The following is a 16,988-nucleotide window of genomic DNA, read 5'->3' on the forward strand; positions in this document are numbered from 1 at the left end:
AAGGTGACGGCATATTGGAAACGCATTTTAACGGCATCGGCCTTGCTTGTTATCGCTGCGGCGGTCATCGTCTATGTAACCGTCTTTGCTCCGGATCCGATCCGCTCCAGCAGCCTGTCTGCAGCGGGCAACGAGCCTGCGGCGCAGAAGAGCATTCCGGTCTTTGACGAAACGGTTACGGTCGCGCCGTCCGGGCTGCGGCCCCCAGCCGGCATGGAGCCTGTGCTGGAGAACGGGACGCTCCAATTATTCATGAATAAGCAAACAACCGAAGTGGCGGTATTGGATAAGCGAAGCGGCCAAATTTGGAGATCGAATCCAGAGAGCCGCGAGGAGGATCCGCTGGCGACGCCGCAAATTCTGTCCAATCTTTCCTCCCAGCTTCAGCTCGTTTACTTAGTCCGGAATAATCAGACGCAGAGCTACGACAGCTTTACGGACAGCGTTCAGTATAATCAATTCGATATTGAGCAATCGGACAGCAGCGTTACGGTGACCTACCGATTCGGGAGCACGGAGAAAGGAATCGAATCGATCCCGCAGAAAATCAGTAAAGCGAGGTTCGAAGAGAAATTGCTGAACAAGCTGGACGATGAAGCCGATAAGGAAGAGCTTGACGCCCGGTTCAAGCTGAACAAGGAGACGCAAATCTACGAGCGGCGGGAAATTCCAAAGGCGGGCCTCAAGCGGCTGGTCGCGCTGTTTGAATTAGCGGGCTACACCGATGAGGATCTGGCTGCCGACAATCAAGAGAACGGCGTGGAAGCGACCGATGAAGGCGGAGGCGCCGCCAAATTTACCGTTCCGCTGGAATATTCGCTCGATGGCGACAGCTTGATCGCCTCGGTCGATACGACCAAGATTGAAGACGGCAAGCCGTATCGCATTCATTCGATCGGGCTGCTCGGCAGCTTTGGCGCAATGGGGCTCGACGATCAAGGCTATATGCTTGTACCCGACGGTTCGGGAGCGCTCATTAACCTGAACAACGGAAAGCTGCTGTCTCAGCCGCTGATCCTCCCGATCTATGGCGACGACGGGTCGATGAGCAGGACGGAGAAGGCCGTAACGGTCGAATCGAGCCGGCTGCCGGTATTCGGAATGAAACGCAGCGATGCCGCATTATTCGGCATTATCGAGGATGGCGAGGCTTTGGCTAAGTTGACGGCGGATATTAGCGGCCGGCTGCATCAATACAATACGGTGAGCAGCGTATTTACCGTATTGCCCAAAGACGTCGTACAGCTGAGCACGACGGAGGAAACGATCCGGACGCCTAACCAGATGTACCAAGGGAAGCTGCAGATCCGGTACGGCTTCCTAAACGGCGAGAAGGCGGATTATTCCAGCATGGCTGCGTATTACCGTCATTATCTCGAACAGATGTACGGCATGAAAACGATGCAGGCGAAGGGCGATGCCCCATTCTACCTGGAGCTGCTCGGCAGCATGTCCAAGCCGGACAGCCTGCTCGGGATTCCTTACGATACGCAGGAGCCTTTAACCGATTTCGCACAGGCCAATAAGGTGCTGGACAGTCTGAATGCCCAGGACATCCGCAATATAAAAGTCAGCTACAACGGCTGGTTTAACGGCGGACTCGAGCACCGCATTCCGACCAGGGTAAGGCACGAAAGTGTCCTCGGCACCCAGAAGGAATGGAAAGCGCTTGCCGAGCGGTTGAAGCGTGACGGCGGCGGCTTGTATCCGGATGTATCCTTCCTGCGGGTATACCGCAAATCAGGCTACAGTCCTTCCAGGGATGCCGCGCAGTTTCTATCGCGAAAAATAACGAAGATCTATTCGTACGACCTGGCCACCTATCAGAAGAACTATGATCTGTTCTCGCACTATAACTTATCGCCGAACAAGCTCGGCGGTCTTATCGACGATTTTCTGGAGGATTACCGGGATTATAATCCGGGTGCCCTGTCCCTGCACGATCTGGGCGAGGAAGTCAATTCGGACTTCACGGTCGGAGAAACGGTCGACAGGCAGCTTGCGGTACGAACCATAGCTGCGGAAGCCGGTCGGCTTAAGAAGGAAGCGCCGGAGCTGATGGTCAGCGGGGGCAATGCGTTCGTGCTGCCATACGCCAGCCATCTGCTCAATGTGCCGCTGGAGAGCAACCGCTACCAGCTGGCGGACGAATCGGTTCCGTTCTATCAGATGGTGCTGCACGGATATGTCGATTATACCGGCAAGCCGTTCAACTATAACGACGATCAGAATATCCGCAAGTCGGTGCTGAAATCGCTCGAGAGTGGATCGAATGTCTTTTACAGATGGATGTACAAGGATCCGGCTTCGATCAGTCCCAATATTTACAAGGAGCTGTATGCGACCTATTACAAGGATTGGATGGATGAAGCGCAGCAAATTTACGGCGAGGTGAACGGCATTCTGAAGCAAGTCCGGGGACAGCGTATGATCAAGCACGAGAAGCTGGATGATGGCGTCTACGAAACGACTTACGAGAACGGTCTGTCCGTTATCGTCAATTACGGCTCCGAAGCGGTTACGGTCGACGGGGAAACGATTGAAGCCGAGCACTATAAGGTGAAGGGGTGAATCGCACATGGCAAAGAAACGTACGCTCAGCCTGGAGAAGAAAAAATCGATTTTTGGCGTGTTGTTTATTTCCCCGTGGATAATCGGATTCTTGCTATTGATGGCCGTTCCCTTATACCAGTCGATCCGGTTCAGCTTTAGCGAATTAACTATTAATGAGACAGGTTACTCGCTTGAATACGTCGGATGGGCTAATTTCAATAAAGCGTTCTTCGTCGATACCTCGTTTAACCGGAGCTTGACGGAAGCGGTGACGAAGATGCTGCTGAACGTGCCGCTGATCATATTCTTCAGTTTGTTTACGGCGACGCTGCTCTCGCAAAAATTCCGGGGGCGGGCGCTAGCCCGGTCGATCATCTTCCTTCCCGTCGTGATGGCGTCAGGGGTCATCGCGGGCCTGGACGGCAACAATTATTTAGCGTCCATGATGGGCGACGCCGCTAACGACATGGAAGGCAACTATACCGGCCTAAGCGGCTTCGACCTGGTTCCTTTTCTGCTCGATGCCGGCTTGAGCCGATCCGTCGTGTTCTATTTTGCCGAGGCGGTCGACCGGATCTATCAGATCGTGACGTCTTCCGGGGTGCAGATTCTCATCTTCCTGGCGGGGATCCAGTCGATTTCGCCGTCCTTGTACGAAGCCTCCAAGATGGAGGGGGCGACGGGATATGAATCGTTCTGGAAAATTACGTTCCCGATGATGACGCCGCTTATTTTAACGAACACGGTTTATTCGATCGTCGATTCGTTCTACAAGAACAATGTCACGAACTACATCAAGGACATTGCTTTCCGGCAGTTGAATTTCGGTTTAAGCTCGGCGATGTCATGGGCGTATTTTGTCTTGATCTCGATCATTCTGCTGATCTCGACATCCATCATTTCCAAGCGGGTGTTCTACTATGATTAGGCGGGAGGTACGTAAGCATGAAAGCAGCAGCCCCTAAGCGCGGCGCTTCAGCCGCTGCCAGCGTGAGAGAGTGGAATAGCAGCTACCGGCCGCTCGACAAAGTGAAAAATATACTCTGGATTATTGTCCGAGGCTTCCTTCTGTTCGGGATCTGCTTCATCATTATTTACCCGATTCTGACCAAATTGTCGATTGCCTTCAAGGACCGCGGCGATATTTTCGATTCGACGATCGTCTGGATCCCCCGGCACTTTACGTTGGACAATATTTTCAAGGTGTTCGAGCTTCTAGATTATTCCAAGGCCGTGACGAACACGTTCATCCTGAGCGCCGGAACGGCGGTGCTCCAAGTCATATCTTGTGCACTGGCGGGTTACGGCTTTGCGAGATTGAAGTTTAAGGGAAGCGGCATCGTGTTTGCGCTTGTCGTCTTTACGATCGTCATTCCGCCGCAAACGATTATGGCGCCGACCTATCTGCATTTCCGCTTCTTCGACGTATTCGGGCTGTACGGCCTGTTCACCGGCAAACCGGGCGTGAACCTGCTGGAAAGCTATTGGCCGTTCTTCATCTCTTCGGCGACGGCGATGGGGATGAAGAACGGGCTGTACATCTATATCTTCCGGCAGTTCTTCCGGGGACTGCCGAAGGAGCTGGAGGAAGCCGCCTATGTGGACGGAGCGGGAATTATGAAATCATTCTTAAAAGTGATGCTGCCCAACGCGATTCCAGCGATGGCGACCGTCGCGCTGTTCTCTTTCGTATGGCAGTGGAACGATGATTATTTCACCAACTTGTATATGGCCAATTCCGTCGTCTTGTCCAAGATGCTGTACATTCTACCATCCAACCTGCTGGCCATCCGGGATGAGTACTCCTATGTATCCTTGCTGATCAATACCTCGACGCTTCTCGCTATCGCGCCAATCTTCCTGCTGTACCTGTTCGCGCAGCGATATTTCGTCGAAAGTGTCGAGCGGACAGGGCTTGTGGGCTAGGATTATCTTTCTACAGGTAAAGGAGTTGAACGGATGGGAGCCGGACACCGAACTGGTGCGCCGGCTGGCCGACTTGAAGCGGGTGCCTGTATTGGCCGAAGGCCGTATCTGTACGGCAGCCGATTGCCTCAGGAGGTTCCTTTTCTCCTCGAGGGTTCAGTGGAACAATCGCCTGCGCTTTCACATGGTGGGCAGCTTCATAAACTTTGAATTGGTCATATCCTGCATCAAGCATAAAGAATTGTACCGTCTGTTTGGTGGCTTTTTCGCTTCGGTTGCTTCTTTTCATAAGCGTGAATAGCGGCACTGTCGATCGTTACGTGACTTCGGTCAATGATGCCTTCTCGTTGACAACATTGAACTAAATCTTCAACGAGTTGCTTAGCTAGCCCCTCGAGGTGAACAACTTCTCAATTGTTTGGCGTATGGTCTTAAGTCAAGATGGCCAAAAATATTGGCAATCGATCTTTTAATTAAAAATTTAACAGTTCCTCAAAGGAAAATAGGCAGTCTTCGAGAATATACTTGGAGAATATAATAGAGACTTCACTCCTTCTTAGTTTTCTGGATTAGTCTCTTGAAAACTTTTCTAAGTTGGGGTGAAGTCATTTTTCCATGCTCGAAAATCCTTGTGTAGCAAAGGCTCAGATTAATGCAAAATGCTCAAGCTATATAAACGGTCAAGGTGGACCGGTATTCCCGTTATTTGAAAGGGGAGGATTGATTACAGTTATATGACAGGCGCGTTCAAAGCGTATTAACTGCGCTGCTAGATAGCGCAAGAAGCGATGACCCGACCGTCAGGGAGAACTATGTCGGATGTTCAATTCGTAAAGGGCACATACGTCAAGCAGTAATAAAGATCAGCCGCCACTCTAGTCCAGCTAATATTGGAAAATATGCGAGGTGGAAGTGATACGGATGGCCGGAATCCAGTTTTTCTCCAAGTTTGAAATGCGGGAGAACATGTCTTGCAAGGTGTATAAAATTGATGAGACATTTGGAAGTTGTGAACAGCCCCATGCTCATGATTATGTGCAAATCTGGTATGTAAGCAAGGGAATGTTCAAACACATCATTCAAGGTCGTGAGTACACCATGATGAAAGGAAGCATGTTTGTCGTTCCGTCCTATACCGTTCACAGCTTTGAATTCGACACCGGCAAGCTGGAAATCTACGGATTCGAATTTCAACCGGAATTTATCGACTATCCGTTTCAGGTAAGCCAACTGACAGAAATACGGAAATTGACAATATCGGGCGCTACTGAACACCGGATTCAAACGCTATTTCAAGAGATGTTGGATGAGTACGAGGGATGCAGGGATTATTACGAATTGAATCTGAAGGGTAGCCTGCTCAAGCTGTTGTCCTATATTATCCGGGAGACCGGGCAGAATAATGCTCCCCTGCTGGATGATAATTCAGGCAAGTATTGGCCTAATATCAATCGGGCGGTTGAATATATCCATAAGCATTACGACGAAAAAATCCGGTTGGAGCATATTTGCAATTACACCAAAACATCGAAAACTTATTTTTGCCATTTGTTTAAAATGTTTACCGGAAAAACGTTCAATGATTATTTAAACGATGTGCGGATCATTAAATCGACCGAGTTTCTGCTCCGGCCCGATCTGTCCGTGACCGATGTGTGCTATGGCGTCGGCTTCAATAATTTGACTTATTTCTCCAAGACGTTCAAAAAGTACACTGGCGTATCGCCATCCATCTATAAGAAAAATGCTCAAAGCACCGGGTAGATCTCCAACATAACCTTCAAGTATCTATAAAAAACATGAGTTAGTTTGATGAGGAACTAAAGAAAACATTGCAAAAAACCGACGATGCTAATCATTTGTATTTTTTTTGGAGCGAGCTTTACTCACATTACTAAATTCCCCGTTATCTTAATAATTTCTTTGTTTTCATTATTCATGAATTCCTACACATTCTAGTGATATTATACAAAACCCGCCATTGTATCGTTCTATGTATCAGGTAATATTAAATCAATCATTTTATTTATAAGTTGGATAAACTTATTGATTTCTTCCTCAGATATCGTTAATTCATTTTTAATTGCAATTAAACCGAAGAACTCTGTATTTCGCAGAGGCTATAACTGAGTGAAATAGTATTAAAAGCATTATGTAAGTACACGTATTCATTAAGCTAGACGTATCCTATAGCTCAATAATAATATTTGAAGGCAGCCGACTTTTTGTGAATCGGCTGCCTGTTTCTTAACTAACGAGCAGGATAGTTTATCAATATATTTTTCATTATCGAAGGAAAATATTAGTGAGAATTGAATTCTTACTTGTTCTAAAAAAAGAGGAAAGAAGGTTTGCCCGATGGAGGTTACGCAGCAGCCAGCTACGGTTACATCTGTCCCTAAATTGGCATATGACGGCGGACAAATCGATGTAATTTGGGACAATCATGAAATAGCTGTCCAATGGTATGAAAAGCATATGGGATTTACCCGCAAGCAAGTAATGAATGGGAAAAATGAAAAATTAGCTACAGCGGAAATTATGACCGAGTTGCGAGCTGGTTTATGGCTCAAATCTGTACTGACGGACAGAAGAGTTAATCATTTTTTCGCCGAACGTGGCACGGTTGACCCAAACGTTCGTTGGTGTCATGCTACGCGTGACTTAGAAGCCGAGCATGCTTATTTTCAAAAAGAAGGCATACGTACTTCTGACATTTATTACACAGCCGATGGTAAGGGTCACTTTGATTTTTGGGGATTCGAAGGTACCCGCTTAACCGCAGCAGAAAGCCAAGATATTCAAGACGGTTCACGCTTTGGCAGAAGTTGGGTTCGTATTGGAGTAAGAAATCTTCAAGAGGCTAGAACGTGGTATGAAAAATATTTAGGGATGGTATTATTGGAGGATTACTCTACAAAAGGGTCCCTAAAAATGGGGTTATCTTTGGAACATCATCCCGATGCACATTCCGTTTGGTGGCTTGACCAACTTTCAGAAGATGCACCGGATAACGGACCAGTAGATGGAACTTGCCGCCCTTATTGTGTCACTCATGATGGAGAGGGATTTTCTCGATATTTTCAATATCTGCGAGATAACGGTATCCGTACTTCTGACTACATTACGGGTGGTTTTTTTGCATTTTTTCACTTTTATGACCCAGACGGCAACCGATTTAATGTATATAAATATTAACTGAATCGTAAACGACCAGAGTGTGACAAAAACCTCTGATAGACACTTGCACTAACGAGGAACGCTAGTTCAATAATACTTCATGTTGAGCAGGCTACCGCAGCCTGCTCATTTATTAAGTTAACTGGCGGAATAGTTTAACTAACTTCCATGATAGAATATGAATAAATCTGCCTATTGGGGTTGAAATATGATTAATTCGGCTGAAGAGTTTGTAAGGTTAAGGCTTAGTAATAAAATAGAGGAGTACCTGAAGGCTGCATGGGATGAAGCACCTTTAGATGTTTGGTTAGAAGTGATTGGAACCTATCCTGAAATGCGTGAATGGGTAGCACATAATAAATCAATTCCAGTTGAGATTATGGAAATTCTAGCTGACGATACAGATGAAAGGGTTAGATTTAATGTTGCAACAAAAAATCGGTTGCCTGAAAGCTTACAGTTAAAACTGGCAAAAGATTTAGATAGCTCAGTTAGACTACGAATTGTTAACAACAAAAAAGCAACTTTACAAGTATTAAACATTTTATTGAACGATGAGGATGAAGATATAAGATTAAAGGCGAAGAACAGGATTGATGAAGGACGTCACAGGTAGGCGTTCCTCTAACGGGACACAATAGCTGAATAAACGACTAGAATGAAGTTGCCGGCACCGTTCGGCAGCTTCAGTACGTTAACCTGCAGGTTAACGCAACAACTCCACTTTAACTACGTCTTAGCTTAAAAGGAGGGGGATGGGTATGAACAAGACTTTATTTATCCTCACTTTTATTGTCATTTTTTTATGTGCTTGTGGAAGCAAAACAGAGACGTCTCAGGAACAGACATTAAATGACGTGTTGACCGTCCTTGATGAAGCAGGTATTCAATATGTTGAAAGGATTGAAACCCAAAATGCATACGATGTTCAAAGAGGAGGCACTGAGCGGCACTTATATCAACTTGAACCAGGAAACTTGACGATATACATTTTCTCGAACGTTGCACAGAGGAGAGAAGTACAACGCGACCCATTTCCAACCGCCGATGCTGTCCCCCCAAACGGATCTTATGGTATGGGCAGAATACTCGTCTTTTATTACGATGGGAACACCACGATGGCACAGAAGCTTATAGAAGCTTTTGAACCACTAGGTGTTGAGGAGCAAAGCCAACTGGAGTAAGGACTCATATACATACAGAGTGAAGGCTTTTTATAAGTTAGTAATACAAACGATTTATGTAAAACTGAAAATAACCGGATGCATCCATGATCGGATGCCTGCCGTTTGGGGCCAAAGGCACTAGGCGACTTGTGAATGATCAAGTCCCTGGTTTCCTATGGCCTTTTTCTATTAACTTAAATGTATAATTCCTAGGGGGGAGATGTCTTTAAATAACCATGGTCTACTTCGAGTAGAAGTTGCACATGACTACAACAGATTAGGTATGGCTTAAATCGATTTGTTTTTATGTTTCGTGTAAAATATATACAAATCGACCGAACCAAACTATTAATTCCGCGACTTTATAGGTGAAAGCTTTCAAACGAGAGGTGCTGACAATGCAAAACAAGGAATTTGAAAACCAAATAGACTTTTTGCTGTCAGCAGCACTGCGAAAATGCGGCAACCTTGAAGACGCAAAAGATTTAACACAGGAAACCTTGCTGTCGGCACTTGTCTATTCTTCAAAAGGCAAGACAATCGAAGAACCTCGAGGCTGGCTTCTTACCGTTTTGAATCGCAAATATTATGATACGCTGCGAAAAAGATATAATCATCCAAAAGTTAGTATCGGGGAGAATTTTGACATTGTTGATGATAACAATGCAATTGACGAAATTGGAAAATCTGATGAGGCCGAAGCCATACGGCGTGAAATTACCTATCTTTCGAAGATTTACAGGGAGGTAATCGTTCGTTATTATATGAACGGCGAAGAAGTCGGGCAAATAGCGGCGGCACTCGGCATTCCGGTGGGAACCGTAAAAAGCAGACTGTCTGCCAGCAGAGAGCGAATGAAGGAAGGAATTTATATTATGGGTAGCTACAATAAACAAAGCTATGAACCGATTGAGTTGCAGGTTACAAACAGCGGTCAATGGGGAATGAACGGTGAACCAGCTTCGCTTGTAAACCATGATCTGATAGCACAAAATTTGTTGTATTTAGCATATGCAAAGCCGATTACTGTTGAAGACTTATCTCGCGAGATCGGAATTCCTGCGGCTTATATCGAACCCATCCTCCAAAAACTTGTTGACGGCGAGTTGATGAAGCGAACCGGAAATAAGGTATATACCGACTTCATGTTATCCACGGTTGAGGACAGGGAGAAGTACATACCCGCACAAAAACAGCTTGTGGAGAACAATTTCGAATTGTTTTGGAAGGCGATTCAGACGGGGCTTGATAAACTCCACCAAACCGATTATTTCCTTCGGAGCAACGATGATCAGCGTCACGCGCTGGAACTGTATTTTGTTTTCAACTGCATGGATTACGGCATTCATAGGACATTCAATCAGATTTTTAGAGAAGAACAGGTTCTTCCTGACCGTCCCAACGGTGGGAAATGGATAGCTTTCGGGTACGTCAATTTCCAGAAATTCGATTACCGAGAACACATGGACATCATGATGCACGCTTACGCGGGTGAACGACATGAGTATCTCGAAAATTATCTCGGTTCAAAATTGATCGGATTACATGTATATGACCCGGAAGGCTTTCCGATTAAGTTGTATCATCGTGATCCGTATTATAAGCCCTCGTATGATGTATGGGATGCGGATTATCTGAAACTCCTTTATGTCATTCATAGCGGTATTGATCCTAATGAAACCGGCTTTAATATCGAATTGCTTAAAAGCATAACGTGGCTGACTAAATGCAAGATCCTGCGGTCGGACAACGGTAAAGCAGAAGTCAACATACCCGTTCTTACCAAAAAAGAGTCTGAGTCGCTCTGGCAAATATGCGCCGAAACAAAATATGCCATGACGGACGATCTGAAAGAACTGCTCACCGACTTTTACAAGGGCAAAAAGCAGGAACTTCCGTCGCACCTTAAGAGCATACCACTTCAAAAGCAGTATCTGTGGTCGGATAATGCGCTTTTATTTGCGACATTGCGTTGTGCTATAAAACACGGAAAACTGCATGATGGCGGTTATGATATGGAAGAACAGCCACCGTATCCGATGATTTTTATTGTTGAAAAAGAATAACAAACAGGCAGGAAACGTGAGAAATTGCGTTTCCTGCCTGTTTGAATAGGGATAGCTCTTCCTTTTATGCAAACCTAGTCCAAGATCTCAACGTCTGAGCGACGTCCGCCCCATCGAGAATCATCCGATGGATGTCTTCGTTGATCAACTGCCGAGAGGAGTTCCATTTCTCGCTGATATAGAAGCCGCTAACTTGCACGCAATCCAACTCTAGCACGAAGCGCGACCAAATGGGGTGCTGCGCCATGCCGCTATGTTCCGCTAGCGAGTGGGTGATAGGCAGCGTGCGCGCAGCGCGGAAGGCTTCGGAACGATCTAACACATACCGCCGCAGAAACTCCCACGCCAGCTGCGGATGCCGAGATTTCGACGTGACTCCCGCGGCGCCCATGTAGACCATGTTGGATTGTTCGCAACCCGGCATATTCGGCAAACCGACGACACCGTATTGATCCGACAGCCCGTGATTGACGATGCCGCCAGCGAACCAAGTAAAGCCGAAAATCATCGCGAAGCCTTGGTGCAATTCCCCTGCTTCCGAAGGCTCACCTGGGTTCCGAATGACACGGTGAATCCGGTAAGCGTCGATCAGCTTCTGGAACGCATCGATGACGGCAGGTTGATCCACGTAACCTCGTGCTGTCGAGCCGTCAGGGGACAAGTATCGGCCTCCGTTCCGCATGATGAACGGTTCGATTTCCTCGATGTCCACGCCAAAGCCGAAGCCAAATTGACGTGCGACGCCATGTTCACCCCGAATCGTCAGCTTCTCCGCCATCTCTATCATTTCTTCCCAAGTCCAGTTATCCTTCGGGTAAGCGAGACCAGCAGCATCGAACATGTCCTTCCTATATAAGATGAGGGGAAGCGCGACGTCCACGGGCAAGCCTGGCAACGTCGCGTCTTTGCACGCCACGCGCATAATTCCCGGATGAAGGTCGTCCTTCAAGCCCGGCACCTCGTCCACGTATGGCAACAGATCGATGAACATGCTTTTGTAGTTAAATAGAGACCATCCGCCCGATTCGATAATGTCCGGCGCTTCGTCCGATTTATAAGCCTGCAGCAACTCATAGTGGTCAGCTGCTTGCTCGAGGACGACTTCAACGTCGGGATGATCTTGCTCGAAGGATGCCTTCGCATCCATAAGGTTGTGCATATCGTGAAAGTCCGTCATCAATCGAATCTTCATCTTTTCGCTCACAGTGAGTTCCCCTTTTCCAAATGGTTGATCGTCTTTTCTAAATAACCGATTGCGGCGGTCTCGAAAGCCTTCGCTTGCTCCAGCCAGTCCGCGCACTTCTCACATTGCTCCCGTGATAACGCTTCTGCCGTACGCATGAATGGTACAACTGCACTAAACTCGCTCAAAGCCTCACTGGCCTGCTCGTAAGCTTCTGATGATAGAAGCGCGAATCTCATTGCTTCACCTTGAAAGGGGATGCCGCGCAAATATTGAGCCGCGTAGCTTCTCGTCTGAGCATACGTAGCGGCAAGCTGTCCGGCTCCGTACCGATTCGGCGGTATGGCTGGATCGCCCTGCATATGCCCGATCCATCGATCGTATGCGGACAAGCCTGAAGTGTACGACAAATACCCAGTCATGGGGCAATAGGCGCGCGGGTTTTTCGCATGCTCGATGGCGAAGCGGACACTTTGTTCCGCCATATGTCGCATTGCCGCTTCTTTTGCAGCCCGTGACTGCAGTGGCTTCGCAGGCTCCTCGATGCGATCGACCGTTGCCAAGAATCGGACAGGATTGAGGGCGATATCCTCGTAACTCAGCGACTTGCCGCCTGGCTTCAAAGCATCGGTCAGTTGCACGGTCTGTTTTTCGTCATCGTAGCCGTAAATGAGCGACCACTCGTGCACAAAGGGTCTGGAAGCAGTAGTGTCAAAATAAAACACGGGCTTGCTAGCGTCGATCGCCTTGCGTATAAACGGAATAACAGCTTCTTCAATCGGCAGCACAACAGGGAATCGTTCGACGGCTCCCAGCAGCGGTACGGGCGAATCCGCCAGTTGCCCGCACAGCAGGGTCGTCTCGTATCCTAGCTCCTGCATGAACAAACGCAGCGTCTGGCGCCAATCGAACATATAGATGCCGTCCGCGAACGTCGTTTTATCGGAAATTTGCATGCGGAAAGCGAAGCCCGACATCCCCATCAACTCGGCTGTTTCTCGCCGGTCGCCGATTGCGGCAAGCATGTGTCCGATTCGGTCGATGAAGGATAGCATGACAGAGTCCGAGGTCGGCCATTCGGGCAATTGGAGCAGTTTGCTTTTGTTCAAAGCCCTTCCTCCTTTATTGGGTTGTAGGCCCAGAGAGAGTCGGATTTGCTCTTGTCGGAGCTTTTGGCGGGAACGGTGGATGTATGTGTAGATAGAACCTGTCGTCATCTGGTACATGGCGGCGATTTCGTCCGGACTCAGCTGTTTGAAGAAGTATGCCTCGAAAATATCGCGTTCTTTGCGGCTTAAGCAGTTCAGCACCGAGTGGATTGTCTCATAGAGCTCCTTGCGCATAAGAGACTCCGCGGGATCATGGAAGTATTTCACCTCGTTCGCGGCCGATCGGGTCAAATAGAAGAGCAGGCTGTCCAGGTCGTCCCAATCGATCGAACCCGAGTCGCCGTCCAAAGAAGCGAAAGACGCAAAAGGCATTTCCCTTTTGTATGGACCACCACGTCGGAGACGCATGTTCGCTTGATTGCGAACTATTTTGTGCAGCCAAATCTGAAAACGGCTCGTATCGTGCAGCGATCCGATGTGCAGGAACGCCCGAATGAGCGCATCCTGAACGATGTCGTCGGCCATATGTGGATCCCCGGTTATCCTCTCGGCCCACATTTTTGCACGATTACGATGCTGCTCGATTAACTCGCCAAACGCTTCTGTATCGCCTGATTGTGCTCGTTCCGCCAGCATTCGGCTGCGCCGGACCTCTTCCGATTCCTTGCGACCGCTTTCCATGCGAATGCTGCTAAGTTCGTAACTGCTCACATACCCGCCCTCCGTGTCTCTGTGTCTCCGCTTGCCCTCGCTAAGTTAGATGCCATATCCTAATCGTTTTTGAACACATTTCCTTGATTTTACACAAAAAAAGAAAAAATAAATAGAAATAATTAACAGACAGCGTAGTTCAATGAATGTATGCTGATATTGAAATAAAAGGAAATACTTTGGTGCTGGGCGAATACGTTTATATTTGAATAACTTGCTATAAAAAAGGTGGGGATGTTGGTGAAGTTAAATGAGCTTGCAGATTTACTGACGGTCGCTACAACAACTGGTGATTTAAATGTAAAGATAAATGAAATAAGAATGAACTCCAAACACGTTCGGCTAGGAGATTTATTCGTTTGCATACCGGGTATTCCAGGTTTTCAAGAAGATCGACATCAGTATGCGGAAGAAGCTGTTAGGGCGGGGGCCGTTGCCTTAGTTGTAGAACAAGATGTCAATCTCAACGTGCCAACGATTAAAGTGCCGAATGCTCGATATGCAATGGCCGTATTCGCCAATCATTTAAACCATTACCCGAGTGCTGAATTAAAGTTAATCGGAGTTACGGGTACAAATGGAAAAACAACAACAAGTCACATGCTGGAATCCATTTTAGCCGAGGCAGGTTACAAAACCGGTCTTATGGGAAACCTCGGTACCCAAATAGGTACTGATCTGATTGAAACCGACATTAACACCCAAGAACCGCCTGCCTTGCAAGCTAATTTAAGGAAAATGAAAGAAGCTTCCGTGGACTATTGCGTCATGGAAGTAACTTCACAAGGATTGGATGCTGGACGTGTATTGGGTTGCGATTACAGAACTGCAGTGTTTACCAATTTAACTCAAGATCATCTAGACTATCATGGGTCAATGGAAAACTACCGTGCAGCAAAAGGATTGCTTTTTTCAAGGATGGAAAATGGGTTTTCATCGGATTCCAATAGAAGGAAGTTTGCTGTATTAAACGCAGATGACCCAGTCTCAGAGTTTTTTCGCAAGATAACCAGTGCGCAGGTTATTACATACGGGATAAACAATAAAGCGGATGTGATGGCCAAGGACATACAATTAACTGCTAAAGGTACTACTTTTCAATTACATTCTTTTGCTGGGGAAGCAACAATTGATCTACTGACGGTTGGAACATTTAATGTGTATAACGCACTTGCTGCAGTTGCTGCTTCACTCGCCGAACAAATTCCTTTGGAAGCCATTCAACAAGGATTAGCGAATTTTAAAGGTGTGTCTGGACGTATGGAAGGCAGGCAATATACAAGGCGGTTAGTATAGCTGACACAAATGATGTTTTAGTTATTGCAGGAAAAGGTCATGAAACCTATCAAATATTGAAAAATGAGACCATACATTTTGATGACCGGGAAGAATTAAGGGCAGCGATTAGGTTCACCTAACGGGCAGGATGATTATGGAACATTTCTAGGTTAGCTGCGTCTATTTAAGCGTGGGAATCTTCACCATTATGATGAGGTGAGGTGTTAAGGATGTGGAACAGAATCATAAAGGTCTTACTATGTTTTTGGTTTGTGTTCGGTACGTGGTTTGTTGCCAAGCCTGTAACGGTCAATGCTTGTTCTTGCGCTGAAACCCCGACTATAGAAGAGCAACTGAATCAAAAGACTGCCATTTTCTCGGGTAAAGTATTGAGTTTGACAAAACCTGATAAAGAAAAAATGAGGTCTTCAGCGGATGCTGTAAAGGTTCAATTCGAAGTGAACACGGTATGGAAAGGGGAACTGAGTTCTCAAACAACTGTTTACACAGCATGGAGTTCAGAAAGTTGTGGATATGAGGATTTCGAAGTGAATGAAGAATATATCGTGTTTGCTTACGGTGATTTGGTTCGACTTGAAACAGGACTTTGTTCAGGAAATAAAATTCTTTCTGCCGCACAAGAAGAACTTAGCGCATTGGGAGCAGGCAGTGAGCCCTCTAAAGTAACCTTCCCTCAAACGGTTCAATCGGAAATCTCTACGATCAACAATGAATCAGATAGAAGTTTCGTCATTGCTGTTATTGTTCTTGCAATTTCACTAATATCGATTGTCCTGCTGGTCATATTCTTAAGAAGACGTCACCGATGAACAGCTACCTCACGCTCATAGGCATAAGTAGCGTAACATCTAATCGTACATCACTTTATATCAAGGTAACGTTCTTTTTGAATGCCTTAAAAAACTTCTCAGCATCTGAAGAATTGAAAATCAACTACTTGAACTCAATAGTAATTCAGGAGAAGGCTGTCGACGAATCGGCAGCCTTTTTTAGCTAATTGGCAGGATAGTTCAATCGTTTCACGAATATTTTCTGAGTTGGATAATTTTATGAACTTTGTGAATATAACGTTATCTGAAATATAAGCAAATCTTACATGTGAGGGTGATTCGTTTGAAGCAAGGAATCATTGTGTTGATGAACGGAACTTCAAGTTCAGGAAAGACTAGTATTTCTATTGAACTGATGAATCAGAAAGAGATTCTTTTCTATCATTTATCAGTAGATGATTTTATCAAGGATTTTTTTAAGAATAATTTTTCAGATATTGAACCTACAAGAGAAGTAGATGACCAAGTTGTCGCACAAATAACTTTTGATCCCTTAAACTCACTGTACTTTTCGAAAATTAAATTGTTTTCAGAAATGGGTTTGAATGTAATAGTTGATACCGTAATTGAAAATGACAAGTGGTTTAATGAGTGTCTTGATGTATTTTCTGATCAGCCTACATTATTTGTAGGTGTAAAATGCTCGAAAGAAGAACTCATAAGAAGAGAGCAAACAAGAGGAGATAGAAATATTGGTCTAGCAGCTTCCCAGTTCAGCAAAGTATATTGCATTGATGAATATGACCTCGAAGTAAATACTGAGGAGATGAATCCAATAGAATGTGCCGAAAAGATATTAAGTTATATTAAGTCCAATAAGGAATACTCGGTATTTAAGAAATTAAGTAAAAGAAATGTTAGTGTTTCCTAGATGGGGTATCCATCAGATAAACCAGCTAATCAAAGTCAAGATTCAACAGGTATAAGATTTCAGAACTCCAAAGAATACAGACTTAAATAAGCCT

At 46.1% G+C, this 16,988-nt stretch carries 13 protein-coding genes and 4 pseudogenes; 13 read left to right on the forward strand and 4 right to left on the reverse strand.

From position 1 onward, the window contains the following. Positions 1 to 3: 3 nt before the first annotated feature. The 4 genes from AC3WTP_RS22465 to AC3WTP_RS22480 are packed head-to-tail and all read left to right on the forward strand — an operon-like array spanning position 4 to position 4,689. On the forward strand, positions 4 to 2,571 hold the full coding sequence (locus tag AC3WTP_RS22465) for a DUF5696 domain-containing protein (protein WP_492396856.1): 2,568 nt from the start codon (positions 4 to 6) through the stop codon (positions 2,569 to 2,571). 7 nt (positions 2,572 to 2,578) lie between these two features. After that, positions 2,579 to 3,481, forward strand: coding sequence for a carbohydrate ABC transporter permease (locus AC3WTP_RS22470; RefSeq protein WP_492396857.1), 903 nt, complete (start codon positions 2,579 to 2,581; stop codon positions 3,479 to 3,481). A gap of 17 nt (positions 3,482 to 3,498) precedes the next feature. Then, entirely contained in the window at positions 3,499 to 4,479 is a 981-nt protein-coding gene (locus AC3WTP_RS22475) for a carbohydrate ABC transporter permease (RefSeq protein WP_492396858.1), read from the forward strand. Between the two features lie 33 nt (positions 4,480 to 4,512). Further along, the gene (locus AC3WTP_RS22480; protein ID WP_492396859.1) at positions 4,513 to 4,689 is read left to right on the forward strand and encodes a hypothetical protein; all 177 of its coding nucleotides are present in this window, start codon (positions 4,513 to 4,515) and stop codon (positions 4,687 to 4,689) included. On the opposite strand, the pseudogene AC3WTP_RS22485 reads toward AC3WTP_RS22480, so the two are convergent. Next, positions 4,610 to 5,015: pseudogene (locus tag AC3WTP_RS22485) on the reverse strand (hypothetical protein); the annotation flags it as partial. The gene AC3WTP_RS22480 and the pseudogene AC3WTP_RS22485 sit on opposite strands and share 80 nt — an antisense overlap. Before the next feature lie 385 nt (positions 5,016 to 5,400). Between AC3WTP_RS22485 and AC3WTP_RS22490 the strand changes: the two are divergent. The 6 genes and pseudogenes from AC3WTP_RS22490 (at position 5,401) to AC3WTP_RS22515 (ending at position 10,891) form a co-directional block, all read left to right on the forward strand. Beyond that, positions 5,401 to 6,243 carry an AraC family transcriptional regulator gene (locus tag AC3WTP_RS22490; protein WP_492396860.1) on the forward strand — a complete coding sequence of 281 codons (843 nt, stop codon included), beginning with the start codon at positions 5,401 to 5,403 and terminating at the stop codon, positions 6,241 to 6,243. An 84-nt stretch (positions 6,244 to 6,327) separates the two neighbouring features. Then, positions 6,328 to 6,609: pseudogene (locus tag AC3WTP_RS22495) on the forward strand (DUF3267 domain-containing protein); the annotation flags it as partial. Between the two features lie 228 nt (positions 6,610 to 6,837). Further along, positions 6,838 to 7,677, forward strand: coding sequence for a VOC family protein (locus AC3WTP_RS22500; RefSeq protein ID WP_492396861.1), 840 nt, complete (start codon positions 6,838 to 6,840; stop codon positions 7,675 to 7,677). 190 nt (positions 7,678 to 7,867) lie between these two features. Continuing rightward, positions 7,868 to 8,275, forward strand: a complete 408-nt coding sequence (locus tag AC3WTP_RS22505) for a hypothetical protein (protein ID WP_492396862.1) — start codon at positions 7,868 to 7,870, stop codon at positions 8,273 to 8,275. Positions 8,276 to 8,420: 145 nt separating this feature from the next. Further along, positions 8,421 to 8,843: a hypothetical protein gene (locus tag AC3WTP_RS22510; RefSeq protein ID WP_492396863.1), complete on the forward strand. Its 423-nt coding sequence runs from the start codon at positions 8,421 to 8,423 to the stop codon at positions 8,841 to 8,843. A 380-nt stretch (positions 8,844 to 9,223) separates the two neighbouring features. Then, on the forward strand, positions 9,224 to 10,891 hold the full coding sequence (locus tag AC3WTP_RS22515; RefSeq protein WP_492396864.1) for an RNA polymerase sigma factor: 1,668 nt from the start codon (positions 9,224 to 9,226) through the stop codon (positions 10,889 to 10,891). Between the two features lie 64 nt (positions 10,892 to 10,955). Here the strand turns inward: AC3WTP_RS22515 and AC3WTP_RS22520 are convergent, their stop codons facing one another. From AC3WTP_RS22520 to AC3WTP_RS22530, 3 genes and pseudogenes are all read right to left on the reverse strand, one after another. Continuing rightward, positions 10,956 to 12,095: an extracellular solute-binding protein gene (locus AC3WTP_RS22520; protein ID WP_492396865.1), complete on the reverse strand. Its 1,140-nt coding sequence runs from the start codon at positions 12,093 to 12,095 to the stop codon at positions 10,956 to 10,958. After that, positions 12,092 to 13,183 (reverse strand): hypothetical protein, encoded by a 1,092-nt coding sequence (locus AC3WTP_RS22525; RefSeq protein ID WP_492396870.1) that lies wholly within the window; start codon positions 13,181 to 13,183, stop codon positions 12,092 to 12,094. Before AC3WTP_RS22525 ends, AC3WTP_RS22520 begins: the two co-directional genes overlap by 4 nt. A 63-nt stretch (positions 13,184 to 13,246) precedes the next feature. Beyond that, a pseudogene (locus AC3WTP_RS22530) lies at positions 13,247 to 13,864 on the reverse strand (RNA polymerase sigma factor); the annotation flags it as partial. Between the two features lie 270 nt (positions 13,865 to 14,134). Between AC3WTP_RS22530 and AC3WTP_RS22535 the strand changes: the two are divergent. From AC3WTP_RS22535 to AC3WTP_RS22545, 3 genes and pseudogenes are all read left to right on the forward strand, one after another. Further along, positions 14,135 to 15,312: pseudogene (locus tag AC3WTP_RS22535) on the forward strand (Mur ligase family protein). Between the two features lie 90 nt (positions 15,313 to 15,402). Beyond that, positions 15,403 to 16,002 (forward strand): hypothetical protein, encoded by a 600-nt coding sequence (locus AC3WTP_RS22540; RefSeq protein ID WP_492396866.1) that lies wholly within the window; start codon positions 15,403 to 15,405, stop codon positions 16,000 to 16,002. 304 nt (positions 16,003 to 16,306) lie between these two features. Next, positions 16,307 to 16,894, forward strand: coding sequence for a chloramphenicol phosphotransferase CPT family protein (locus AC3WTP_RS22545; RefSeq protein ID WP_492396867.1), 588 nt, complete (start codon positions 16,307 to 16,309; stop codon positions 16,892 to 16,894). Positions 16,895 to 16,988 lie beyond the last annotated feature (94 nt).

Source organism: Paenibacillus sp. EB106-04-04-XG159 (genome assembly GCF_058791835.1).